Here is a 21,908-nt window from a genome sequence, read left to right as displayed (position 1 = left end):
CACTGTGACGGCACCCCTGCGCCGCTGGTCGACACCCGTGGTGGCCGTGCTCGCCGCGTTCGCCGTGCTGGTCGGGCCGACCCCGGCGACGGCCGCCCCGCACGCCGCCGCCCCCAAGCCCTCCGGGCACGGGGAGGACGGCGAACCGCCGCTCATCACCGAGGCGATCGACTCCGCCAACCGGTCCTACGTCCAGGCGAAGGCGAAGCTCGCCAAGTCTCAGGAGCGCCAGAAGCGGCTGACCGCCGAGAAGGCGGCGGCGGAGGCCGAGCTGGCGGCGCTCAGCCCGCAGGTCAACCAGATCGCCGCGCAGTCCTACCGGACCGGGCGAATGGGCGCGATGGCGATGCTGCTGGAGAGCCGGTCGCCCGACTCGTTCGTCGAACGCGCCAGCGCCCTGGACGAACTGAACCTCTACAACGCGCAGCGGCTCGCCGCCGTCAACGCCGCCAGGACCCGCGCCGAGCAGGCCAAGATCGCCGCCGACGCCGAGGTGCGCGAGCAGGAGAAGCAGACCAACGCGATGGCCCGCGAGCGGACCGAGGCGCAGAAGGCGCTGAAGCTGGTCGGCGGGCTGGGCTTCACCGGCGGCCTGGTCTCGGCCACCTCGCCGGTCGCCCGGGTCGGCCCCGGCCGCACCGCCGACGGCGGTTGGAAGTCGGAGTCGTGCAGCGAGAACGACCCGACCACCTCCGGCTGCGTCACGCCGCGCACGCTGCACGCGTACAAGGAGGTCAAGCGCGCCGGCTTCAGCCGCTTCGTGGGCTGTTACCGACCGGGCGGGCCGTGGGAGCACCCCAAGGGCAAGGCCTGTGACTGGTCGCTGCAGAACAGCGGCTTCGCGCCGTGGCACAACAACGACACCCGCCGGTACGGCAACGAGGTGGCCGCCTTCCTCATCCGCAACGCGGACCGGCTGGGCATCTACTACGTGATCTGGAACCGGCAGATCTGGTTCCCGGCGACCGGCTGGAGTTCCTACAGCGGACCCTCCAACCACACCGACCACGTGCACATGTCGCTGCTCTGACGCGACAGGCACACGAAGAAGGGGCCGCCCGAGGGCGGCCCCTTCTCGCGTGTCCGGGTGCGACTCAGCCGGCGAGCGCCGGGTCCGCCGGCGCGGCCGGCGCGGGCAGCGGGGTCGGGGACTGCGCCACCGTCCGCACCTCGCCGCCGCTGAGCCGGTACGACATGCCGACCACCGCGCACGCTCCACCGGCCACCCGCTCGGCGAGCACCGTCGAACGGGCCAGCAGGGTCTCCACGATCTGCGCGATGTGGACGTCGACGATGCCGTCGAGGTCCTCGACCCCCTGCCGGGCGGCACGGAGCAGGCTGGGCGAGACGGCGTCCACCACGGCGCCCAGGTGTCCGGCCGGGGCGGAGCCGGTGCGTACCGCCTCGCGGGCCGCCTGGACCGCGCCGCACGAATCGTGGCCGAGCACCACCACGAGCGGCGTGCCGAGCACGGTGACCCCGTACTCCACGCTGCCGAGCACCTCGGGGCCGGCGGTGTGCCCGGCGGTGCGCACCACGAACAGGTCACCGAGACCGCGGTCGAAGATGATCTCGGCGGCGAGCCGGGAGTCGGAGCAGCCGACGATCACCGCGAACGGGTGCTGGCCGTCCGCGACCGCCGTCCGCCGCCCGGCGTTCTGGTTCGGGTGCTGCGGCACACCGGTGACGAACCGGTAGTTACCGGCCCGCAGTTCGGCCAGTGCCTCGTCAGGGGTCATCGCTGCTCACCTCGTCCTCGCGCGGAACGACCAGGCCGGCTGGCGGGTGTCGGCCTCGCGACCCACAGTCACACGCGACCCAAGGCACGTCAAGATTTCGTGATACGCATTTCATACGTCACCGTCGCGGCTCACGCCGGCTCGGGACGCGGGCCGGGGAAAGCCATACGATGACCGCCATGGCGACCACACCAGGCGAGGACGGGAGCCGCCGCAACTGGACCTTCCTCACCAACCACGGGCACGTGCTGCTGGCCATCGCGCGCAACCCCACCGCGCGGCTGCGGGACGTGGCCGACGAGGTGGGTGTCACCGAGCGGGCGGCCCAGGCCATCGTCGCCGACCTGGAGACCGGCGGCTACCTCCGCCGCACCCGGGTGGGCCGCCGCAACGAATACACGATCAACCCCAGTGGCCGCTTCCGGCACCCGGCGGAGGCCGACCAGCAGGTGGGTGCGCTGCTCGGTCTCTTCGCGGTCGAGCCGGTCGCGGACGCCACCGCCGAGTCGTGACCGCGGCCGGACGCACGCCCGTGCCCGCACGCCGCCGGCCGCGACGGTAATCTCACCGCGTGCGCGACAGCTTGCGGCCGAACGGGACGATCGGGCGCGTCCCCACCGGACACCGGATCAGGTCCGTCCTCTCCGGAGTGGCGGTGACCGCGCTGCTCGGTGCGGCGCTGGCGGCGCCCGCGCCCGCCGCGGCGGCGCCGGCCTGCGGGCCCACCGGCGGCCCGGCCCCCACCGAGGCGCCCTGGGCGCTGAGCCGGCTCGACCCGGCGGCCGCCTGGCGGGTCGGCAAGGGAGCGGGCGTCACGGTAGCGGTCATCGACTCCGGCGTCTCACCGAGCCACCCGCTGCTGCGCGGCCGGGTGCTCCCGGGCGAGGACTTCAACCAGCTCGTCCACCTGAAGGGTCAGTGCGACCTGGTCGGCCACGGCACCATGGTGGCCGGCATCATCGCCGGCCGGGAGGGCAGCGGCTCGCCGTACACCGGCATCGCGCCGGAGGCCCGGATCCTGCCGCTGCGCGTGCTGGCCGAGAACAAGGAGAACTTCGACCCGGACGTGCCGACCGAGATCGGGCGGGCGATCCGCTGGGCGGTCGACCACGATGCCGACGTGATCAACCTGTCCCTGGTCACGCTCGACGACCCGGCGCTGAGGTCGGCGGTCGACCACGCGCTCGGCAAGGGCGTGGTGGTGGTGGCGTCCGCCGGCAACCGGCAGGAGAACCGGGAGGACCGGCCGGCCTATCCGGCGGCGTACCCGGGGGTCGTCGCGGTGGCCGGGATCGACGAGCAGGGCGGCCACGTCGGCAGCTCGGTCAGCGCCGACTACGTGGACATCGCCGGCCCCGGCCTGAACATCGTCGGTCCGGCGCCGCACGGGTCCGGCTACCGGGCCGAGCCGCAGGGTGGCACGAGCTTCGCCACCGCCTACGTCTCCGGCGTCGCCGCGCTGGTGCGGGCCGCGTACCCGGACATCAGCCCGGAGGAGGTGGCCTACCGGCTGACCCGCACCGCCGACAACCCGCCCGACGGGCACAACGCCCAGGTCGGGTACGGAATGGTCAACCCCTACCGGGCGGTGACCAGCCTGCTGGGCACCCGGAGTGATCCGCCGCTGGGCGCGATGCCGGCTCCCGCACCGCACGTCGACCCGCTGGCCTGGCAGCGCACGGTCGCGATCTGGGTCGCCGTCGTCGGCGCGCTGCTGGCCGGCGTCCTGCTGACACTGCGGCCGATCCTGGTACGCGGGCGGCGGCGCGGCTGGCGGCCCGGCCGGCGCGACGTCCCCCGGGACGCCTGACCGGGCGTCCCACGCCGGTCCGGCGCGAACGGGCGGTCGCGGCCCCGGAAATGCACCGCGGCCCCGCCCGGCACGGGCCGGAGCGGAGCCGCGACGGACCGGTCGAGGGTCAGTTGCCCCAGACCTTGGAGTTGCTCATCTCCGTGGTCATGTAGTTCTCGCGGGCGATGCCCACCGCCCCGCCGATCTCGTTGAGGACCTTGTTGATGTCCCGCACGGCGGCGTCCCACTGGGCCTGGTGCTGCTGGTAGGCGGCCCGGTCCTGGCCCTCCCACTCGAGCTTCGTCAGCATGGCCCGCAGCGTGTCCAGCTTCTCGTCGATGGTCCGCGAGATGGCCTGCATCTGCTGGTTGCTGCTCTCGAGGACAGCGTAGTCAACCTTGATGCTCATCGATTCCTCCTCTGCCTGTCTTCGCGGATCACGGGTTGAGCGCAGAGTGGAACTTGTCCAGCATCTGCTGCTGCTCTTCGTCGTTGACCTGGTGAGTCGTGCCGGACTTGTCAAGCAGGTCCGCGATGTTGTCCATCGCGGTCAGCAGCTTGGCGGTGTCCTCGGTCCAGCGATTCATCAGGCCCTGGAAGCCCGTGGAGGCCTGGCCCTTCCAGGCCATGGCCAGGTCGTCGACCACGTTCCACAGCTTCTTGAGCTCGCCGTCGACATCGCTGCGCGTGGACCGCACGTCACTCGCGGCGGTGTGCAGACTCGCTGCAGTGACCTCGAACGCCATGCTTCACACCCTTCCGTCATCTTGTGGCGGCGGATCCGCCGCGCCTCTCCCCCGCGGCAAGGCGAACACACCCCACCGACGGACACTTCAACCGAACCGTAGCGGACGACGTCCAACCCGCGCAGCCCTGCTGTCCCATCGTCGAATTCCGACAGGCCAGGCCCGACAACGCGATCCGGTGCGGACCGTACGAGTTGGACGGTGTCGGCCGAGGTCAGCCCGGCTCGGTCCACGCGGTCTGGATCAACTGCTGACCGTCGCGGCGCCGGACCAGCGTGCCCCGGCCCGGCGGCTGCGGGCTCGGCCGCAGGTTGCCGAAGACCGCGCCCTCCTCCCGGCTGCCGGACATCAGCAGGCCCGGCGAGTCCAGCTCGCGCAGCCGTTGCAGCACCGGCTCGTAGAGGGCCCGGGCCACGCCGCCCACCCGCCGCGTGACGATCAGGTGCAGGCCGATGTCCCGCGCCTGCGGCAGCAACTCGTGCAACGCGCTGAGCGGATTGTTGCCGCCGGAGGCGACCAGGTCGTAGTCGTCCACCAGGATGTAGAGCTCCGGTCCCTTCCACCAGCTCCGGTCGCGGAGCTGCGCGGTGGTCACGTCCGGGCCGGGCAGTCGGTTCTGCAGGGCGCTGCGGATCGAGCCGAGGCCCTGGCTGAACACCTGGTTGGACGGGGCGTAGTCGAGCAGGTGGTCGCCCTCGACCGCGCCCAGCAGGCCCCGGCGGTAGTCGGCGATCACCAGCCGCGCCTGGGCCGGCGTGTAGCGCTCGGCGATGCCCCGGGCGATCAGCCGCAGCAGGTTGGTCTTGCCGCACTCGGCGTCACCGAAGACGGTCAGGTGCGGCTCGCCCGCCAGATCCAGGTAGACCGGGGCGAGCGCCGACTCGTTCACCCCGACCGGGATGCCCGGGACGTTCCGGTCGATCACCCGGGCCAGCTCGCCGACCGTGAGCTTGCGCGGCAGCAGCCGGACCTTCGGCGCCGGCCGGCCCGGCCAGTTCGCCGCCACGTGCCCGGACAACGCGATCGACGCCTCGGCCAGGTCCTCAATGTCGCGCTTGCCGTCGATCCGCGAGATCGCGGTCAGGAAGTGCAGCTTGTCGCGGGTCAGACCGCGGCCCGGCGCGCCCACCGGCACGTTCTGCGCGGCCCGCCGGTCGATCTCCGACTCGGAGGCGTCGCCGAGCCGCAGCTCCAGCTTGGTGCCGAGCAGGTCCCGCATGTTGATCCGGATCTCCGCCCAGCGCACCGCCGTGATCACCACGTGCACGCCGAAGCCCAGGCCCCGGTTGGCCAGGTTGGTGATGGTCTGCTCCAGCTCCTCGTACTCCTGGCGCAGCGTGTTCCAACCGTCGACCACGAGGAAGACGTCGCCGAACGGGTCGTCGGCGAACTCACCGGCGGCCCGCCGCCGCCGGTAGCTGGCCACCGAGTCGATGCCGTGCTGGGTGAACCGGGTCTCCCGCTCGTCGATCACGGCGACCACCTCGGCCACCGTCCGCCGGACCGCCTCGACGTCACGCCGGCCGGCCACCCCGGAGGTGTGCGGCAGCCCGTCCAGGCTGCGCAGCGCGCCGCCGCCGAAGTCGAGGCAGAAGAACTGCACCTCGCGCGGCGTGTGGGTGAGCGCCAGGGAGGCCAGCATCGAGCGCAGCATGGTGCTCTTGCCGCTCAGCGAGGCGCCCACGATCACCACGTTGCCGCCCGCGCCGGCGAGATCGACCATCATCGGGTCCCGGCGCTGCTCGTACGGCCGGTCCACGATGCCCACCGGCACCGCCAGCCGGCCCCGACCCGGCCAGTCGGCGGTGGTCAGGCCGAACGTCGGGTGCACGCTCAACGGCGGCAGCAGCTCGGCCAGCCCGGACGGCTCGGCCAGCGGCGGCAGCCACACCTGGTGCGCCGGCCGGCCGGCGCCCTTGAGCTGCTCGATCAGCACGTCCAGCATGGACACCGTCTTGCCGTCGCCGGCCTGCTCCGGCTCCGGCACGGTCTCGGTCGGGGTGGGCAGCGCCGGCGCCGGCACGTAGTCGATGCCGTACGGCACGATCCGGCGCTGCACCTGCGCCCGGGTGGAGCGCTGCACCTGCCCCGGCACCCGGTACGGGCCGGAGACGTAGGCGGCGCGGAACCGCAGCATGGTGGCCGTGTCGGTCTTCAGGTAGCCGTGCCCCGGCGCGCTCGGCAACTCGTACGCGTCCGGCACGCCGAGCACGATCCGACTCTCCACCGCCGAGAAGGTGCGCAGACCGATCCGGTAGGACAGGTGGGTGTCCAGCCCACGCAGCTTGCCCTCCTCCAGGCGCTGCGAGGCGAGCAGCAGGTGCACGCCGAGTGAGCGGCCCAGCCGGCCGATCATCACGAACAGGTCGATGAAGTCCGGCTTGGCGGCCAACAGCTCGGAGAACTCGTCACAGATGATGAGCAGGCTGGGCATCGGCTCCAGCGGCTCGCCGGCCGCCCGCGCCTTCTCGTAGTCGTAGCGGGAGACGTAGTTGCCGGCCGCCCGCAGCACCTCCTGCCGCCGGTTCATCTCGCCGGCCAGGGCGTCGCGCATCCGGTCGACCAGCGGCAGCTCGTCCGACAGGTTGGTGATCACCGCGCTGGTGTGCGGCAACGCGTCCAGCGAGGCGAAGGTGGCGCCGCCCTTGAAGTCGACCAGGACGAAGTTGAGCTCCTCCGAGGAGTGCGTCACCGCCAGCGCGCCGACCACCGTACGCAGCAGCTCGCTCTTGCCGGAGCCGGTCGCGCCGATGACCAGGCCGTGCGGGCCCATGCCCTCGTGCGCGGACTCCTTGAAGTCCAGCTCGACCACGTTGCCGTCCGGCCCCAGGCCGAGCGGGATCCGCAGCCGGTCCCGCTGGCTGCGCGGGCGCCACGTCTGCCGGGTGTCCACCGTCGCCGCGTCACCGACCCCGAGCAGGTCGGGCAGCTCCATGCTGCGGGCCAGCGGCTCGTCGGTGCTGGCGCCCTGCTGCTGGGAGAGCCGGAACGGGGCGATCTGCCGGGCCAGTCCCTCGGCCGCCGTCAGGGTCAGCCGGTCCGGCCGGCCGAGCCGGGACGACGTGGCGCCCCGCACCAGGTCGAGCCCGCTGCCGTCACCGGCGTCCAGGCAGAGCAGCCAGCGGCCGGCGTCCCGCGGCACCGCGCCGGACAGGTCCACCACGGTCGTGCCGAGCAGCCCCGGCCCGGTCAGCGCGCAGGTCGCCGAGACCTCGCCGCCGTCGAGCACCACCACCACGTGCGCCGCGGTGGTGAGCGGCTTCGCCTCGGCCGCGAACCGGGGACGGCCGCCCAGCTCGTTGGCGAGCGCCGACTCCGCCTCGCTCAGACCGGCGAAGACCATCCGGCGCGCGCCGGCCGCGTCCGTACGCCCCGGGTGCTGGGCGTGCGGCAGCCACTTGACCCAGTCCCAGGCCGGCTGCCGGTCCGGCGCGGCCACCACGACCACCAGCAGATCCTCCGGCGCGTGGAACGTGACCAGCTGGCCGAGCGCGGCCCGGGCCAGGTCGAGCACCGCCTCCCGGTCGCCGCGCAACGCGATGCGGCTGAACGCGCGCAGCGACAGCGCGGTGGGCAGGTCCGGCACGCTGGAGTGGGCTCGGACGAACCGGCGCAGCGCGATCGCGCTCATCGGCTCCAGGTCCTCCACCGGCTTGGTCTCCGGCGGCACGATCTCCACCGCCAGCCGCTGCGGGCCGAGCGCGATCCGCACCTCGCCGAAGTCGTCCTCGGTGATCCGCCGCTCCCACAGCCGGCGGGAGGCGGCGATCGACCAGAGCGCGTCCGGCTCCGGGTGCCGCCAGGTCATCGCGGCGCGCTGCTGCTCGGCCGCCCGCCGGGTGCGCTTGCGCATCTGCGCCAGGTAGCGCATGTAGTCGCGCCGCTCGGCGTTCAGCTCGGCCTTGTCCTTGCCGCCGTTGCCGAGCGTGCCGAGCGCCATGCCCAGCATCGACACGCCGAACAGGCCACCGGCCACATAGGTCATCATGCCGCCGCCACGGCCGGCGTAGAGGAAGGCCATCGCGCCGACGCCGCAGAGCATCGGCAGGATCATCAGCACCTGGCCCATGCCCTTGGCCTGCGGCTCCGGCAGCTCGGGCGGGGACTCCAGCAGCACCTCGCCGCGTGGCAGCGCCGGTCCCGGTTGACGCGGAAGTCGGCGGAACACCACCGTACTCACGGCTCTCCCCTCCCCAGAAGGTCTGCCACCGCCGGCGAGCGTCGGGTGGGCAACCTGTGCGACCGCCATCGTAGGTAATCTCCCGGAGGCGTCGTGGACCCGTGGGGGCGACGTCGACGGCCGGGTGGATCGTAGGCGAGCACGAGGAGGCCACTGTGGCGACGAAGACGGCGACCGGCGGGCTGAGCCGGATCACCATCGTGGCGCCGCGCACCAGGATGGATCTGGCGTTGCCGTCCGACGTGCCGCTGGCCGACCTGCTGCCCACGCTGCTGCGCTACGCCGGCGAGGATCTCGCCGACGAGGGCGTGCGGCACGGCGGCTGGAGCCTGTCCCGGCTCGGCGGGCAGCCGCTCGACGGCGGGCGCACCGCCGCGCAGCTCGGCGTCCGCGACGGCGAGGTGCTCTACTTCAACCCCCGGGCCGCCACCGCGCCCGAGATCGTCTTCGACGACGTGGTGGACGCCGTCGCCACCTCCACCACCCAGCGGGCCGGCGCCTGGCAGGTGGGCACCACCCGGGCGTACGCGGTGCTCCTCGCCGGGTCGGCGCTGGCCGCCGGCGCGGTCGCGGCGCTGTTCGCCGGGCCGCCGCACCTGCCCGGCGCGGTGGCCGCCCTGGTGGTCGCGATCGCCCTGCTGGTCGGCGCCGCGGTGCTGTCCCGGGCGGCCGGCGACAGCCGCACCGGCGCGGTGCTGGCCCTGGTCGGGGTCGGCTACGCGGCGGTCGGCGGCCTGCTGGTGCTCGCCGGGGACCGGCCGCTCGGCGAGCTGGCCAGCCCGCACGTGCTGCTCGCCGGCACCGCGGTGGTGCTCTTCGCCGCGCTCGCCGCGCTCGCCGTCGGGGACCGGTTGCCGCTCTTCCTCGGCGCCGTCGGCGTGGGCGCGGCGGTCGGTTTCGGCGCGGTGCTCAGCCTGGCGTTCCGCATCGACGCGGCCGCGTCGGCGGCGGTGGTGTCGGCGGTGGCGTTCGGCGCGTTGCCGGCGCTGCCGATGCTCGCCTACCGGCTCGCCCGGCTGCCGGTGCCGTCGATCCCGACCGGCCCGGAGGACCTGAAGACCGACACCGAGTCGGTGGACGGACCGTCGGTGCTGCGCAACAGCGAGCGCGCCGACGCGTTCCTCACCGGCCTGCTCTGGACCGTCTCCCTGCTGGTGCTCGGCGGCGAGGTGGTGCTCGCCGCCGACGGCCGGCTGCCGGCGATCCTGCTCTGCCTGGTGCTGGCGCTGCTGTCGCTGCTGCGGGCCCGCCCGTTCCTCGGCCGGGGCCAGCGCACCCCGGTGCTGCTCGCCGGCACCCTCGGCCTCGGGCTGGCCGCCGCGGCCGTCTTCGACGCCGGGTCGCTGGCGGTCCGGCTGGGGCTGATCCTCGGCGGCCTGACCGTGGTGGCGGTGATCAGCCTGGTCTACGGGCTGACCGTGGCCGGCAAGCGGATCTCCCCGGTGTGGGGTCGCACCCTGGACATCGTCGAGATCCTGCTGATCATCGCCCTGGTGCCGCTGGCCGTCTGGGTCTGCGGCGCGTACGGCTGGATCGTCAACCTTCGACCGTGACGGTGCCCATCGCGGTGCCGACCGGCGCGGTGGCGTAGACGCCGGGGGCGTGCTGCCCGTCCAGCGGGCGGGCCGGCACACCGGCCCGCCGGGCCATCTCCCGGACGACCTTCACCAGCGCCTCGGCGTGCCCGTCCATCGCCGCCACCCGCAGCAGCGGCGGCATCCGCCGGCCGCCGGGGAGCACCACGGCGGCGACCGTGTGCGAGGGCGCGGAGGTCGCGGTGACCGCGTCCACAAGCGCGCCCAGCGAGCCGTTGGGGCGGACCCGCAGCGCCAGGCAACGCTGGGTCCAGCCACCCCCGCGCAGGCTGGTCCAGGACTCGACCGGGGACTCCGGGGCCAGGTCGAGCCCGGCGCCGGAGACCACCGCCGCGTGCAGCTCGTCGCGGCCGAGCACCCGGTGGCCGAGCCCGGCGGCGTGGAGCGCCTTGCCGAGCCGGCCGATCCCGGCCGCCACCGTCCGGTGCACGCCGCGCAGGCCGCCGCCGCGGCTCACGGTCTCGGACCGGGCATCGCTCACCGACAGGCGCAGCGCCACCCACACCGTGCGGTGCGCCGCGGGCGGCGCGCCCGGCGCGGGGTACCAGACCAGGGTGTGCGAGACGACCTGGGTCTGGGTGACCGGGCCGGCGAAGTCGGCGAGCACCGCGAGCGCCCGGTCCACGGTCGCCGCCTCGATCGACCCGGCCGGCGCGCCGGGCCGGCCGGTCAGCGCCACCGCGGCGAACCAGCCGCGATCGTCCTGGCCGATGCCGAGCCGGGTGCCGCGGTCGGTCAGCTCCACCACGGTCAGCTCGGGGGCGAGCGCGGCCAGCCGGGGGTCGCCGCCGGGCAGTACGCCCCGGGCCCGCTCGCGGCGGCGGCGCAGCCGGCGGCGGAGCATCAGGTCCTCGTACCACCAGCGGCCGCCCCGCCGGACGAACGCGGCCACCACGGCCAGCAGCGCCGCCGCGGCGACGGTGGCGAGCAGCCAGACCGGGCCGGCGGTGGCGAACCAGACGGCGAGCGCCGCGCACTCGACCACGACGAGCTGGCCGACGACGACCGGGCCGAGCCGGCCCCGCCGACGCTTGTCGGCCGGGGTGACCGGCCGGTCCGCCGGCGTCGCGACGGGCGCGGTGGCCGTACGACCGGGTGGCGCCTGGAGCTGCGTCATCGGTGAGCGTCCCTTCTGGACATCCTGGGCATCCGCCGGTGGGTGCGTCCTCGGGTGGCGGACGGGGTCCGGCGCACCCCCGACGGACCCTTATCGTAGGGAAGCCCGCGGCGCTGTTCGGACCTGATCGTCGCGGACCCACCCCTGCCGGAGGTTAGTCATGCGGACCCGCCGCGATCAGGTGCAGGCGTACCGCTTCGTCACCCGCCGCATCGTCTCCGCGCTGCTCTCCGGCGACCCGGAGACCAACGAACTGCCGATGCGGCGCCTCGGCATGGCGGTGTTCGGCAGCGTCATCGCGGCGGCCGTGGTGCTCGGCGGCGTGGGCGCGTACGGGCAGCTCACCAGCAACTCCGCGCCGCTCGCGGCGAACACCGTGGTGATCGAGCGGGAGACCGGCGCCACCTACTACTTCGGCGACGACCAGGTGCTGCACCCGACGCTCAACTACGCCTCGGCCCGGCTCGTGGTCAACGACGCCTCGGCCGAGGTGCGCACCATGTCGCAGGCGTCGATCAAGGACCGGCCACGTGGCCGGATGGTCGGCATCGTGGGCGCGCCGGACGACCTGCCGGACCGCAGGTCGATGGTCGGGCTCCCCTGGTCGGTCTGCGACGTGCCGGACCCGAGCGATCCGCAGCGCTCGACCACCCGGCTGGTGATCGACCGGCCGCTGCCCGGCGGCACGCCGCTCACCGACCAGGCCGTGCTGGTCCGCACCAGCGACGCCCGCTACCTGCTCACCGGCGGCGCCCGGCTGCGCGTCGCCGGTGACGAGCAGGCGCTTGTCGCGTTGAAGATGGCCGGTGCGACGAACCTCGGCGTCGGGCAGCAGCTGCTGAACGCGGTGCCGGTGGGCCCGGTGCTGCGCAAGCCCACGATCGACGGGGACGGCCGCCCGAGCGGGCTCACCGTGGCCGATCGGCCGGCCCGGATCGGGCAGGTCTACCAGTCCGCCGGTCAGTACTACGTACTCACCCGGCAGGGTCTGGCCACGGTCCGCGAGGTGACCGCGCTGCTGCTGCAGGGCGGCGGTGGCGGGGTGACCGAGATCACCCCGGACGAGGCCGGGCGGCTCTACACCGACCAGCGGCTGGAGCCGGAGGGGCTGCCGGTCCGGATGCCCACGCTGCACGAGGTGCGGCCGGGGCGCACGGTGCTCTGCGCCACCTACCGGTCCGGTCCGGCCGGCCAGCCGCCGACCACCACGCTGGAGGTCTTCGACTCCCCGCCGGCGGAGCTGACCGCGTCGGCCGCGGTGCCGGCCCGGCAGGGCGCCCGGGACGCGGTCCGCACCGCCGAGAGCGTGCTGCTGCCCGGCGGCAAGGGCGTGCTGGTGCAGGCCACGGCCGGCGAGAGTGGCAAGCCCGCGGCCGGTTCCACGGTCTATCTGATCACCGCGCAGGGGATCCGTTACCCGCTCGGGACCGACGGCGGCGACGCGCGGAGCGCGCTCGGCTACGGCGACGTGACGCCGGTGGCGGTGCCCGCCTCGCTGCTGGCGCTGGTGCCGACCGGGCCGACCCTGGCCCGGGCGGGCGCCCTGACCTACTTCGATGCGGGGGCGGTGCCGGCGGGCACCGCCTCACCCCCGGCCGGTGGCGAGGCGGCCCAGGTCCAGGGCGGTTGACCCACCGGCGGTACGTCCGAAGTGGAGCACTACGGTCACGGGTCGCCCGGGCTGGCGCGATTCGACTAACCTGAGCGTGGCTCCAACGGCTCGCGACGACAACGGGGATACAGCCATGACCGGGCGCACGACAGTGGACGTACTGTCCTTGGAGGACTTCCACCTGCGGCTTGAGCGGCGTCTGCACGAGGCGGAGTCGGTGCTGCGCAAGCTCAACACCGAGATGCAGTGCCGGCCGCCCGCGCTCGGCACGTTCACCGACGCGACCGACAACTCGCGTCGCTACGCCGAGATCCACCAGAGCTACGTCGACCACGTCGACCGGCTGCGCCGGGCGATCCTGGCCGCCCGCGAGGCGACCGGAACGATCATGACGAACTACAAGACCGCCGAGGCCCGCAACGCCGCTGCGGCGGCCGACATCGCAGCCGCCCTCTCCGGGCTGAACGAGGCGATGAAGCAGCCGAAGGAGGATCCTCGTGTCTGAATACACCCAGCGCTACCAGCACGTCAGCCACGAGGAGCTCTACCAGGGCGTCAACGCCGGCGACCCGACCCAGATCGAAGGGCTGAGCGCCCAGTGGACGTCCCTCAAGGGCACGCTCGACGACCTCACCCGTGACCTCACCGCCGACCTGGACGGGCTGACGAAGACCTGGACCGGCGACGCCGCACGCGAGTTCCAGCGCCGGCTCACCATGGTTTCCGGCTACTCCGGCAACCTGGCCGAGGGCATGACCGGCATCCGGCAGGCGCTCGACATGATGGCCGGCGACCTGCGCGCCGCCCAGACCAAGGCGGAGAGCCCGGAGAAGACCGACGACAACGACAAGGCGCTCTCCGGCGCCGGCAAGGGTTTCCTGCTCGGCGGCGCGCCGGGCGCGGTGATCGGCGGCATCATCGGCCACCAGCAGGACGAGGCCGAGCAGGAGAAGGCGCACCAGCGGATGGTGCAGGTGGTGGCGAAGCTGGCCGAGGGCTACGACTTCTCGGCGTACGGCCGGATCGTCGTGCCGGAGCCGCCCGAGAGCGAGCTTCCCGGCCACAACGACCGGAACGGCCCGACGCTGCACGACGGTCCGTCGGTCAGGACGCCGTCCTCCGGCCCGAGCCTGGGCAGCTTCGGTCCCGGGGCGAACGGCACCGCGACCACGTCGGGCGTGCACCACACGGCCCCCACCAGCGGCACGCCGGGCGACGGCGGTCCGGGCGGCGGCAACCCGGGCAGCCAGACCGGCGCGGGCGCCCCGGGCTCGGTCACCACCGGCGGCACGGCCGACCCGACCGGCACCTCGCTGGCCGGCGCCGGCCCGCTGACCAGCGTCACGGGCGGTCCGACGATCGGTGGCGGCCCGGGCTTCGGTCCGGGCACCGGCAACCCCTCGACCCTGACGGCCGGTGGGGGCGGCGGCGGGCTGTTCGGCGGCCCCGGCGTGCTCAGCACCGGTTCGCTCGCCGGCACCGGGCCCAACGCGGCGTCCTCGGCCCGGCTCGGCGGCGTGCCCGGTGCGGAGAGCCGGTCGGCGGCCGGCACCGGGCGGCTCACCTCGGGCCGTGGCCTGACCGGCGAGACGGAGAGCAGGTCGACCGCTCGCTCCGGCGCCACCGGGCGGCCCGCGATGGCCGGCCGCAACGGCGTGCTGGGGGCGCGCGGCAACGGCGACGACGAGTCGGAGGACCGGCTGACCTGGCTCACCGAGGACGAGATGGTCTGGGGCGACGGCAGCGCCGCCCCGCCGCCGGTGCTCGGCGGCAACTGACCCGGTTCGACCGAACGGCGCGGCGCCCCGGACGGGTGCCGCGCCGTTCGTCATCGCTTTCCGGGGCGTGCCGAAGGGCGTCCGTCCACAGCGATCCGTGGGACGGCTCACGCAACCCGCAAGATCGTCGAGCTGCGCGATCGGGCTTTGACCGATAGGTTGATGTGGTGCTGCCCGTAGCGTTCGCCTCGTCCACCTGGACGGCGATGCTGCGCCGAATCGCCCGCACGGCCGTGACCACCCTGGCGTTGATCGCCGGCCTGCAGGGCATGGCCGCCACGCCGGCCGACGCCGGTGCCACGACGCGTCCCGCCGGCATCACGGTGGCCGACGTCCGTCCGACGGCGACCGTCGAGGTCGGCCACGGAGCGGCCCCGGCCGTCGTGACCGCTCCCGGGTCCGCCGACGAGATCCCCCACTGGGCCGTCAGCCACCCGGCCACGGGTCCGGCCGTCGCCGGTCCGACCGGCGACGCCGACGCCGCGCCGGTCCTGGCCGTCGAGGTGGCGGTCACCGATCCGGGCCGGGCCGCCATCGCCCGCCGCGGACCTCCGCGCGCCTGACGGGCCACCTTTCCGGTACGCCCCGGCGCGACCCCACCGTCGCCGCCTTGCCGCGCATCCCGGCGCGCCCTGCCGCGCACACCGCCCGACACCCCGGGCCGAATCGTCGATCGACAACCGCTCCACCATGAGGTGCCCTAGATGCAGACCGTCTTCTCCACCGTCCTGCCGGACGTTCCCGCCGCCGCCGTGATCTGGCTGGCCCTGCTCGCCCTGGCGGCGGTCGTGGTCGCCGCGCTGGTCGTCCGCCCGACCCGGTTCCGCTCGGTGTTCGGCGAACGGATCAGCGAGGCCGCCCGGCCGAGCAGCATCGATCTGGCCGAGCAGTCCCGGGAGCGGGCCCGGGAACGCAGCCGGTACGCGGACGAGGTCGCCGTGGCCGCGTCCCGCGCGGCGGTGACCGCCGAGCGGAGCCGGGCCGACTGGTCGGCCGCCCAGGACGAGGCCGAGGCGGCCTGGCTGGCCTACCAGGCGGCGGAGGAGGACGTCCGGCGGCTGGCCGCCGCCGCGGCGCTGCCGTTGCCCCGGACCGCCCGGACTCCGGCCGAGTACGCGGACCGGGAGCGCTGGCTGCACCGGGCGGCGTTGGACGCCCAGTGGCGCAAGGAGATCACGGTGCAGCAGCTCAGTGACATCCTCGGTGGGCGCGGTTGGAACCCGAGCCGGCACCCGGTGGAGCAGGAGCTGCTGCTGCGTCGGCTGGTGCGGGACAACCTCCGGGCCCGTCAGCACGCCGCGTCGGAGCGGGAGCAGGCCGCGTGGCGGGCCGCCGAGACGGCCGCGGCCGCGGCGCGGAGCCTGCGCGAGGAGGTGTTCGCGGCGCTGCACCCGGTGGCGGAGCCGCAGGCGGCGCTCTCCATCGTGGGCTTCGCGGGCCCGGAGAACACCCGGGAGCTGCCGAACGCCGAGATCACCCGCGAGCTGGCTCCGGTGGCCCGGGGCCGGGCCGCCGTGGCGGCCTACTGATCGTCCGGCGGCGATGGCCCGGCTCGGCTAGCGTGATGCCGTGTCCCGTGAATCCTGGTTGCTTGTCGGCCTCGCCGTCGTCGTCGCGGCGGCGACGCTGGTCGGGGCGGTGTTGCTCGCGATCCGGGTGGTCCGCACCCGCCGCATGCTCGGGGCGCTCGGCGCCGGCGGCAAGGTCGCGTTCTACGGCGCGCTGATCTACACGATCCTGCCGGTGGACCTGCTGCCCGACCCGATCTACCTGGACGACATGGGCGTGCTGGCCGGCGCGTTGTTCTACCTGGGCCGGCTGGCCGCCAAGCACCGGGCGGCGCAACGGGTCACCGGGGACGCCCCGACCACCTCGCTGCCCGCCGCCCCGCCGGGTGGCGCACCGCGTCGATGACCCATCATCGGCTCGACAGGCACGCGGCGAGCGAGGAGACGGCATGCCCGGCGATCACCGGTTGGACCCGCACGACGGGAGGGTCGCCCGCTTCTTCGCCGACCGGCACCTCGCCACGCTTACCACGTTGCGCGCCGACGGCACCCCGCACGTCGTACCGGTCGGGGTGACCTTCGACCCGGACGCCGGGCTGGCCCGGGTGATCACGTCGGGTGGGTCGGCCAAGGCCCGGCACGTGGCCGCCGCCGGGCCGGCGGGCACGCCGGTCGCGGTGTGTCAGGTCGACGGCCGCTGGTGGCTGACCGTGGAGGGCCGGGCGGTGGTGCGTCGCGACCCGGAGTCGGTGGCCGAGGCCGAGCGGCGGTATGCCGCCCGCTACCGCCCGCCGCGCCCGAATCCGGAGCGGGTGGTCCTGGAGATCGCGGTGACCCGTCTGCTGGGAACCCTGCCCGGCTGAGCCGTCCGTCCGGTTTCCCGGTGGCCCCGGTCACCGTCGGAATGGGGCCACCACCAGGGCCGTTGCACTCTCCGGACGCCGAGCGCCACTCACGGTGCCGCGTCTCCCACGGAGCGTCGACCCCCGAACGGAGCCCCGCATGAACCCGATCGTCCGTAGGTGCCTGCTCTCCGTCGCCGGCCTGGCCGCGGCCGGCAGCGCGGTCGCCGGCCCGGCCGTGGCCGCGCACGCCGCCCCGACCCCGGTCAAGGGCAAGGGTGACCGCAGCGCCAACTACGAGTACCAGGCGCAGCCGAACTTCTTCTACTGCGGGCCGGCCTCGGCCCGGATCGCGCTCTCGGCCGAGGGCAAGGATGTCAGCCAGGACGAGCTGGCCGCCAAGCTGGGCACCACCGAGCGCGGCACCGACTCGGCCATCGACGTCACCCGGGTGCTCAACGAGTACACCGGCGGCAAGTACCGGACCACCGAGATCCGCGACGACGTGGCCACCCGCGAGCAGGTCGAGCGGCTGCGGGCGGACATCCGCGCGGCCGTCGACGCCGACCGGCCGGTGGTGGCGAACATCCTGGGCGGCGCCCTGGACGTCGACGGGGTGGAGCACAGCTACCCCGGCCACTACCTGACCGTGGTGCGGTACAAGGACGACGGGAACACCGTGTTGATCGCCGATCCGGCCCGGCCGGACGAGCCGACGTACTGGATGAGCGTGACCGACCTGGCCAACTGGATCGCCGGTCGCGGCTACAGCTCCTGACCAACCGACCCGGACGGGCCGGCCTCCCTGTGGGAGGCCGACCCGCATGGTTCGGTGCCCGGCGTGGGGGTAGGGACGGGTCAAGCCGTTCCGCAATCCACCCCTGGAGGCCACCGAGATGACCGACGTCACAATGGACCGGGACGTCGTCGACGTCCTGACCGCCGATCACCGGGAGGTCGAGGCGATCTTCGTCGAGCTGGAGAGCCGGCAGGGCACGCCCGAGCACCGCCGGCAGCTCGCCGACGTGGTGATCGCCGAGCTGGTGCGCCACGCGATCGCCGAGGAGGCGTACGTCTATCCGGCCGCCCGCAAGGCCCTGCCCGACGGTGACCAGATCGCCGAGCACGAGATCGCCGAGCACTCCGACGCCGAGCGGACCATGAAGGAGCTGGAGTCCCTGGACCCGTCCGAGGCGCGCTTCGACGAGCTGCTGGCGCATCTCACCTCGACCATCCGCCACCACGTGCAGGACGAGGAGTCGGACCTGTTCCCCCGCCTGCGCGCGGCCTGTGCCCGGGAGGAGCTGGTCGAGCTGGCCGGCAAGGTGGAGGCCGCCAAGAAGTCGGCGCCGACCCGCCCGCACCCGGCCGCCCCGGACCGCCCGCCGGCGAACCGGCTGCTGGCTCCCGGCACCGGCCTGGTCGACCGGATGCGCGACGCGCTCTCCGGCCGGCCCACCACAATGGCGGAACTTCGCGAGAAGTCCTGATCCGACGCCGCCGGCGGCCGGGCTCCGCTCCGGGGCCCGGCCGCGGCGGTGTGTCACGGGCCGGGTGGTACGCGTCGCGCCGGACATGACGGATCCCGAGCCACCGCGCGGGTGGCCCGGGATCCGAAGGGTGGTCAGCGTGCGGTGTCGCCCTCTCCGGTGCGCTGCTGCGCCATGTCGACGCCCTTGTCGATCTGCTCGTCGTGCTTGCCGCCGGTGCGCTTGTCGGCCATGTCGCCGCCCTTGTCGAGGCCCTTGTCGACCTGCTCGTCGTGCTTGTCGGCGAAGTCCTTGGCCTTGTCCATGAAGTCACCCATGTCGCATCTCCCTTCGGTACGTTGAAAGCCTTCCCTGCGGCCGGGGGCGCAAACACCGGGCGGGCGATCACGGCCCGGGTGTCGGATTCACCCGCGTCGGGTAACAACGGCCTCGATCGAGGAGGCGACGTGGACGCTGGTAGGCCCGACCCGGCCCGACCTGACCCGGCCCGGCCCGACGAGGCGCGGCGGGACGCCGTGCGGCGGGACGCCGTGCGGCGGGACGCCGTGCGGCCGGACAAGGCGCGGCCGGATGCCGTGCGGCCCGACGAGACGCGGCCCGGGCCGCGGCAGACCTGGGTGGGCCTGCCCTGGCCGGTGCGGACGGCGGTGACCTGGAGCGCGTGCCTGCTGGTGGTGGCGGCCGGGCTGTGGCTGCTCGGGCAGGTCGCGGTGTTGCTGGCCCCGCTGGCTGTGGCGCTGGCCGGCACGCTCTTCCTCGCCGCGCTGCTCGACCCGGTGCTGGTGCGGTTGCGCCGGCTCCGGGTGCCGGCCGCGCTCGCCGCGCTGCTCACCGTCCTGCTGCTGCTCGGCGTCCTGGTCGGCGCCGGGGTCCTGGTCTGGAACCTCACCGCGAGCCAGTTCGCCGAGCTGAGCCAGCAGCTCGACGAGGGCCTGCAACGCAGCCGCGAGTTCGTCACCTCCACCCTGCCGGTCACCGACCAGCAGCTCGACCGGCTGGTCGAGCAGATCCGCCAGGGTGTCAGCGGCAGCGCCCCCGATCCGGTGGCCGGCGCGCGCAAGGCCGCCGAGGTGGCCGGCGCGCTCCTGCTCGGCCTGGTCCTGCTCTTCTTCCTACTCAAGGACGGCCGGTCGATGTGGCACTGGGTGCTGCGGCGGCTGACCGGGCCGCGGCGCGAGGTGACCGCCGCGGCGGGCCGGGCGGGCTGGCGGACGCTCGGCGCGTACAGCCGGGGCACGATGATCATCGCGGCGATCGACGCCCTCGGCATCGGGTTGGCGCTTGTCGTGCTGCGCGTACCGCTGGCCCTGCCGCTCGCCCTGATCACGTTCCTCGGCGGGTTCGTGCCGATCATCGGCGCCACCGTCGCCGGCGCGGTGGCGGTGCTCGTCGCGCTGGCCGCCAACGGTCCCACCACCGCCCTGCTCACGCTGGCCGCGGTGATCGCCGTGCAGCAGATCGAGGGCAACCTGCTGGAGCCGCTCGTGATGCGCCGTCAGGTCCAGCTGCACCCGGCGGTCATCCTGGTGGTGGTCACCGCCGGCACGCTGGTGGCCGGGGTGGCCGGCGCGTTCGTCTCGGTGCCGATCGCCGCGGTGCTCTGGCGGGTGCTCGACACCGTGCAGCGGCACCGGACCGCCGCGCCCGCCGCAGCCGCCGAAGCCGCAGGCTGAGCCGCCCGCGTTCAGGCCGGGTGCGGCTGGCGCAGGTGGGTGACGAACCAGCCGCCCGCCTGGTCGGCCACCTGCTCCAGCGTGCCCGGCTCCTCGAAGAGGTGGGTGGCGCCCGGCACGATCCGCAGCTCCGCCACCTCGCCCAGCTCGTCCCGGGCCTGCTCGTTCAGCGTGATCACCTGCTCGTCCAGCCCGCCGACGAGCAGCAGCGTCGGTGCGCGTACCGCCGTCAGTGAGCTGCCGGCCAGGTCCGGACGCCCGCCCCGGGAGACCACCGCGCCCACCCGCTCCGGTCGGGCCGCGGCGGCGACCAGGGCGGCGGCCGCGCCGGTGCTGGCGCCGAAGAGCCCGACCGGCAACCGTCCCAGCTCCGGGTCGGCGCCCATCCAGTCGACGATGCCGGCCAGCCGCTCGGCGAGCATCCCGATGTCGAAGCGCAGCTCGGCGGTGACCTCGTCGCGGGCCTCCTCGTCGACCGTCAGCAGGTCGACGAGCATCGTGCCCAGCCCTCGCGCGTTGAGGGTCCGCCCCACCGCCACGTTGCGCGGGCTGTGCCGCGAGCTGCCGCTCCCGTGGGCGAACAACACCACCCCGGCCGCCCGCGCGGGCACGACCACGTCCCCGACCAGCCCAGCCTCCACCACCGGCACCGAGACCTCACGCATCTCCCTCACCCCCGACCCCACATACCCGCAGCCCTCGCGATCATGAAGATGACCGCCAAGGGAGCGTTCCCTCACCCGTCAGGCTCGCGGGGGGCGGGGCGGCGCGTGCGGGGTTGCGTTGACGTCGGCGGCAAGGTCTAGCGTCGGGCTGGCGGACAGAAGGGGGCGCGGAATGCGGATCGGGGAGTTGGCGGAACGGGCCGGTACGAGCACCCGCACGCTGCGCTACTACGAGACCCACGGGCTGGTCCGGCCGGGCCGGTCCGCCAACGGCTACCGGGTCTACGACGAGGCGGAGCTGCGCGTCGTGCGTGAGATCCGCTCCCTGCTGGCGATCGGCTTCGGGCTGGACGACATCCGGCCATTCGTCGCCTGCCTCCGCGCCGGGCACGAGTCCGGCGACGTCTGCCCGGACTCGGTGGCGGTGCTGCGCCGCAAGCTCGCCGAGGTGGACGACTACCTCGACCGGCTCGGCGCGGTCCGTCGCCGGCTGCACGACCAACTCGCCCACGCGATCGCCCATCGGGAGGAAACATGCCTCAGGACACGCGGACCGGCCGGCTGAGCCCGGTCACCGACGCCACGTTCACCGCCGACGTGCTGGCCGCCGACCGGCCGGTCGTGGTCGACTTCTGGGCCGAGTGGTGCCCACCCTGCCGGGTGGTGTCGAAGCACCTGACCGAGCTGGCCGAGGAGTTCGGCGACGCGATGCGCTTCGTCGCGCTGAACACCGACGAGAACCCGGCAACCACCCGGGCCTACCAGGTGATGTCCGCCCCGACGCTGCTGGTGTTCCGCGGCGGCGAGGTGGTCGGCTCGATCGTCGGGTCCCGGCCCAAGAACCACCTGCGGCAGAGCTTCGCCGGCCACCTGGACGGTTGAGCCGGCGCCGGGCGGGAACGCGCGGGGTGACCACGGACCCCGACCGATCGCGAGGATCGTCATGGCGAAACAGGACAGGTCCCGGGACCAGGAACTCACCGACCAGAAACGTCGCGAACAGGAGCTGGAAGGCTCGCCGGAGTGGGCCGACCGCGCCGCGTCGGCGCGTACCCCGGAGGACCCGCGGGCGGTGGCGCCGCGCGACGCCGGCGGGCGTCCGTCCAACGGCCGCCAGTTCTGAGGTACGCGGACAGCGCGGTCCCGCCCTCCGGGGCGGGGCCGCGCGGGC

Annotated in this window: 24 protein-coding genes; 17 read left to right on the top strand and 7 right to left on the bottom strand. The window is 74.3% G+C overall.

What is annotated here, in order from left to right:
• Window positions 1-4 precede the first annotated feature (4 nt).
• Entirely contained in the window at window positions 5-1,030 is a 1,026-nt protein-coding gene (locus tag ACGFI2_RS07515; RefSeq protein ID WP_393512196.1) for a coiled-coil domain-containing protein, read from the top strand.
• Window positions 1,031-1,094: 64 nt separating this feature from the next.
• On the opposite strand, the gene ACGFI2_RS07510 is transcribed toward ACGFI2_RS07515, so the two are convergent.
• Window positions 1,095-1,739 (bottom strand): carbonic anhydrase, encoded by a 645-nt coding sequence (locus tag ACGFI2_RS07510; RefSeq protein ID WP_393512194.1) that lies wholly within the window; start codon window positions 1,737-1,739, stop codon window positions 1,095-1,097.
• A 170-nt stretch (window positions 1,740-1,909) separates the two neighbouring features.
• On the opposite strand from ACGFI2_RS07510, the gene ACGFI2_RS07505 reads away from it, so the two are divergent.
• Window positions 1,910-2,251 carry a helix-turn-helix transcriptional regulator gene (locus ACGFI2_RS07505; RefSeq protein ID WP_393512192.1) on the top strand — a complete coding sequence of 114 codons (342 nt, stop codon included), beginning with the start codon at window positions 1,910-1,912 and terminating at the stop codon, window positions 2,249-2,251.
• Window positions 2,252-2,310: 59 nt separating this feature from the next.
• Window positions 2,311-3,549 carry a type VII secretion-associated serine protease mycosin gene (gene mycP, locus ACGFI2_RS07500; protein WP_393512190.1) on the top strand — a complete coding sequence of 413 codons (1,239 nt, stop codon included), beginning with the start codon at window positions 2,311-2,313 and terminating at the stop codon, window positions 3,547-3,549.
• 109 nt (window positions 3,550-3,658) lie between these two features.
• Here mycP and ACGFI2_RS07495 read toward each other — a convergent pair whose 3' ends face one another.
• The 3 genes from ACGFI2_RS07495 to eccCa form a co-directional block, all read right to left on the bottom strand.
• Complete coding sequence (locus ACGFI2_RS07495; RefSeq protein ID WP_013283773.1) at window positions 3,659-3,940, bottom strand: WXG100 family type VII secretion target; 282 nt, start codon at window positions 3,938-3,940, stop codon at window positions 3,659-3,661.
• A 28-nt stretch (window positions 3,941-3,968) separates the two neighbouring features.
• On the bottom strand, window positions 3,969-4,277 hold the full coding sequence (locus ACGFI2_RS07490; RefSeq protein ID WP_393512188.1) for a WXG100 family type VII secretion target: 309 nt from the start codon (window positions 4,275-4,277) through the stop codon (window positions 3,969-3,971).
• A 214-nt stretch (window positions 4,278-4,491) separates the two neighbouring features.
• Window positions 4,492-8,457, bottom strand: a complete 3,966-nt coding sequence (eccCa, locus tag ACGFI2_RS07485; protein ID WP_393512185.1) for a type VII secretion protein EccCa — start codon at window positions 8,455-8,457, stop codon at window positions 4,492-4,494.
• 155 nt (window positions 8,458-8,612) lie between these two features.
• Here eccCa and eccD point away from each other — a divergent pair, with 155 nt between their 5' ends.
• On the top strand, window positions 8,613-10,010 hold the full coding sequence (gene eccD / locus ACGFI2_RS07480; RefSeq protein WP_393512182.1) for a type VII secretion integral membrane protein EccD: 1,398 nt from the start codon (window positions 8,613-8,615) through the stop codon (window positions 10,008-10,010).
• On the opposite strand, the gene ACGFI2_RS07475 is transcribed toward eccD, so the two are convergent.
• Window positions 9,994-11,169, bottom strand: a complete 1,176-nt coding sequence (locus ACGFI2_RS07475; protein WP_393512179.1) for a type VII secretion protein EccE — start codon at window positions 11,167-11,169, stop codon at window positions 9,994-9,996. The two genes, eccD and ACGFI2_RS07475, sit on opposite strands and share 17 nt — an antisense overlap.
• Window positions 11,170-11,329: 160 nt before the next feature.
• On the opposite strand from ACGFI2_RS07475, the gene eccB reads away from it, so the two are divergent.
• From eccB to ACGFI2_RS07430, 9 genes are all read left to right on the top strand, one after another.
• The gene (gene eccB, locus ACGFI2_RS07470) at window positions 11,330-12,799 is read left to right on the top strand and encodes a type VII secretion protein EccB (protein ID WP_393512176.1); all 1,470 of its coding nucleotides are present in this window, start codon (window positions 11,330-11,332) and stop codon (window positions 12,797-12,799) included.
• 115 nt (window positions 12,800-12,914) lie between these two features.
• The gene (locus tag ACGFI2_RS07465) at window positions 12,915-13,286 is read left to right on the top strand and encodes a hypothetical protein (RefSeq protein ID WP_393512173.1); all 372 of its coding nucleotides are present in this window, start codon (window positions 12,915-12,917) and stop codon (window positions 13,284-13,286) included.
• Window positions 13,279-14,559, top strand: a complete 1,281-nt coding sequence (locus ACGFI2_RS07460; protein ID WP_393512170.1) for a WXG100 family type VII secretion target — start codon at window positions 13,279-13,281, stop codon at window positions 14,557-14,559. The genes ACGFI2_RS07465 and ACGFI2_RS07460 overlap by 8 nt, the downstream gene beginning before the upstream one ends.
• A 167-nt stretch (window positions 14,560-14,726) precedes the next feature.
• Window positions 14,727-15,122, top strand: coding sequence for a hypothetical protein (locus ACGFI2_RS07455; RefSeq protein ID WP_393512167.1), 396 nt, complete (start codon window positions 14,727-14,729; stop codon window positions 15,120-15,122).
• Window positions 15,123-15,263: 141 nt separating this feature from the next.
• Window positions 15,264-16,088: a hypothetical protein gene (locus tag ACGFI2_RS07450; RefSeq protein ID WP_393512165.1), complete on the top strand. Its 825-nt coding sequence runs from the start codon at window positions 15,264-15,266 to the stop codon at window positions 16,086-16,088.
• Between the two features lie 40 nt (window positions 16,089-16,128).
• Window positions 16,129-16,473 (top strand): hypothetical protein, encoded by a 345-nt coding sequence (locus ACGFI2_RS07445; protein WP_393512162.1) that lies wholly within the window; start codon window positions 16,129-16,131, stop codon window positions 16,471-16,473.
• Window positions 16,474-16,516: 43 nt separating this feature from the next.
• The gene (locus ACGFI2_RS07440; RefSeq protein ID WP_393512159.1) at window positions 16,517-16,930 is read left to right on the top strand and encodes a pyridoxamine 5'-phosphate oxidase family protein; all 414 of its coding nucleotides are present in this window, start codon (window positions 16,517-16,519) and stop codon (window positions 16,928-16,930) included.
• A 139-nt stretch (window positions 16,931-17,069) separates the two neighbouring features.
• Complete coding sequence (locus ACGFI2_RS07435; protein ID WP_393512156.1) at window positions 17,070-17,687, top strand: C39 family peptidase; 618 nt, start codon at window positions 17,070-17,072, stop codon at window positions 17,685-17,687.
• Between the two features lie 118 nt (window positions 17,688-17,805).
• Window positions 17,806-18,399: a hemerythrin domain-containing protein gene (locus tag ACGFI2_RS07430; protein ID WP_393512154.1), complete on the top strand. Its 594-nt coding sequence runs from the start codon at window positions 17,806-17,808 to the stop codon at window positions 18,397-18,399.
• Window positions 18,400-18,533: 134 nt separating this feature from the next.
• On the opposite strand, the gene ACGFI2_RS07425 is transcribed toward ACGFI2_RS07430, so the two are convergent.
• The gene (locus ACGFI2_RS07425) at window positions 18,534-18,716 is read right to left on the bottom strand and encodes an antitoxin (RefSeq protein WP_393512152.1); all 183 of its coding nucleotides are present in this window, start codon (window positions 18,714-18,716) and stop codon (window positions 18,534-18,536) included.
• Between the two features lie 129 nt (window positions 18,717-18,845).
• Between ACGFI2_RS07425 and ACGFI2_RS07420 the strand changes: the two genes are divergently transcribed.
• Window positions 18,846-20,072 carry an AI-2E family transporter gene (locus ACGFI2_RS07420; protein WP_393512150.1) on the top strand — a complete coding sequence of 409 codons (1,227 nt, stop codon included), beginning with the start codon at window positions 18,846-18,848 and terminating at the stop codon, window positions 20,070-20,072.
• 11 nt (window positions 20,073-20,083) lie between these two features.
• Here ACGFI2_RS07420 and ACGFI2_RS07415 read toward each other — a convergent pair whose 3' ends face one another.
• Window positions 20,084-20,737 carry a dienelactone hydrolase family protein gene (locus tag ACGFI2_RS07415; protein ID WP_393512147.1) on the bottom strand — a complete coding sequence of 218 codons (654 nt, stop codon included), beginning with the start codon at window positions 20,735-20,737 and terminating at the stop codon, window positions 20,084-20,086.
• A 172-nt stretch (window positions 20,738-20,909) separates the two neighbouring features.
• Between ACGFI2_RS07415 and ACGFI2_RS07410 the strand changes: the two genes are divergently transcribed.
• From ACGFI2_RS07410 to ACGFI2_RS07400, 3 genes are all read left to right on the top strand, one after another.
• Entirely contained in the window at window positions 20,910-21,302 is a 393-nt protein-coding gene (locus ACGFI2_RS07410; protein WP_393512145.1) for a MerR family transcriptional regulator, read from the top strand.
• Window positions 21,272-21,619, top strand: coding sequence for a thioredoxin (gene trxA / locus ACGFI2_RS07405; protein ID WP_393512142.1), 348 nt, complete (start codon window positions 21,272-21,274; stop codon window positions 21,617-21,619). Before ACGFI2_RS07410 ends, trxA begins: the two co-directional genes overlap by 31 nt.
• Before the next feature lie 61 nt (window positions 21,620-21,680).
• On the top strand, window positions 21,681-21,860 hold the full coding sequence (locus ACGFI2_RS07400) for a hypothetical protein (protein WP_393512139.1): 180 nt from the start codon (window positions 21,681-21,683) through the stop codon (window positions 21,858-21,860).
• The last annotated feature ends 48 nt before the right edge of the window (window positions 21,861-21,908 follow it).

This window comes from Micromonospora sp. NPDC049282, assembly GCF_043197045.1.
In the GTDB taxonomy this organism is placed as follows: Bacteria; Actinomycetota; Actinomycetes; order Mycobacteriales; family Micromonosporaceae; genus Micromonospora.
Note: the sequence above shows the minus strand (reverse complement) of the source record. Positions and strands in the feature narration are given on the sequence as shown.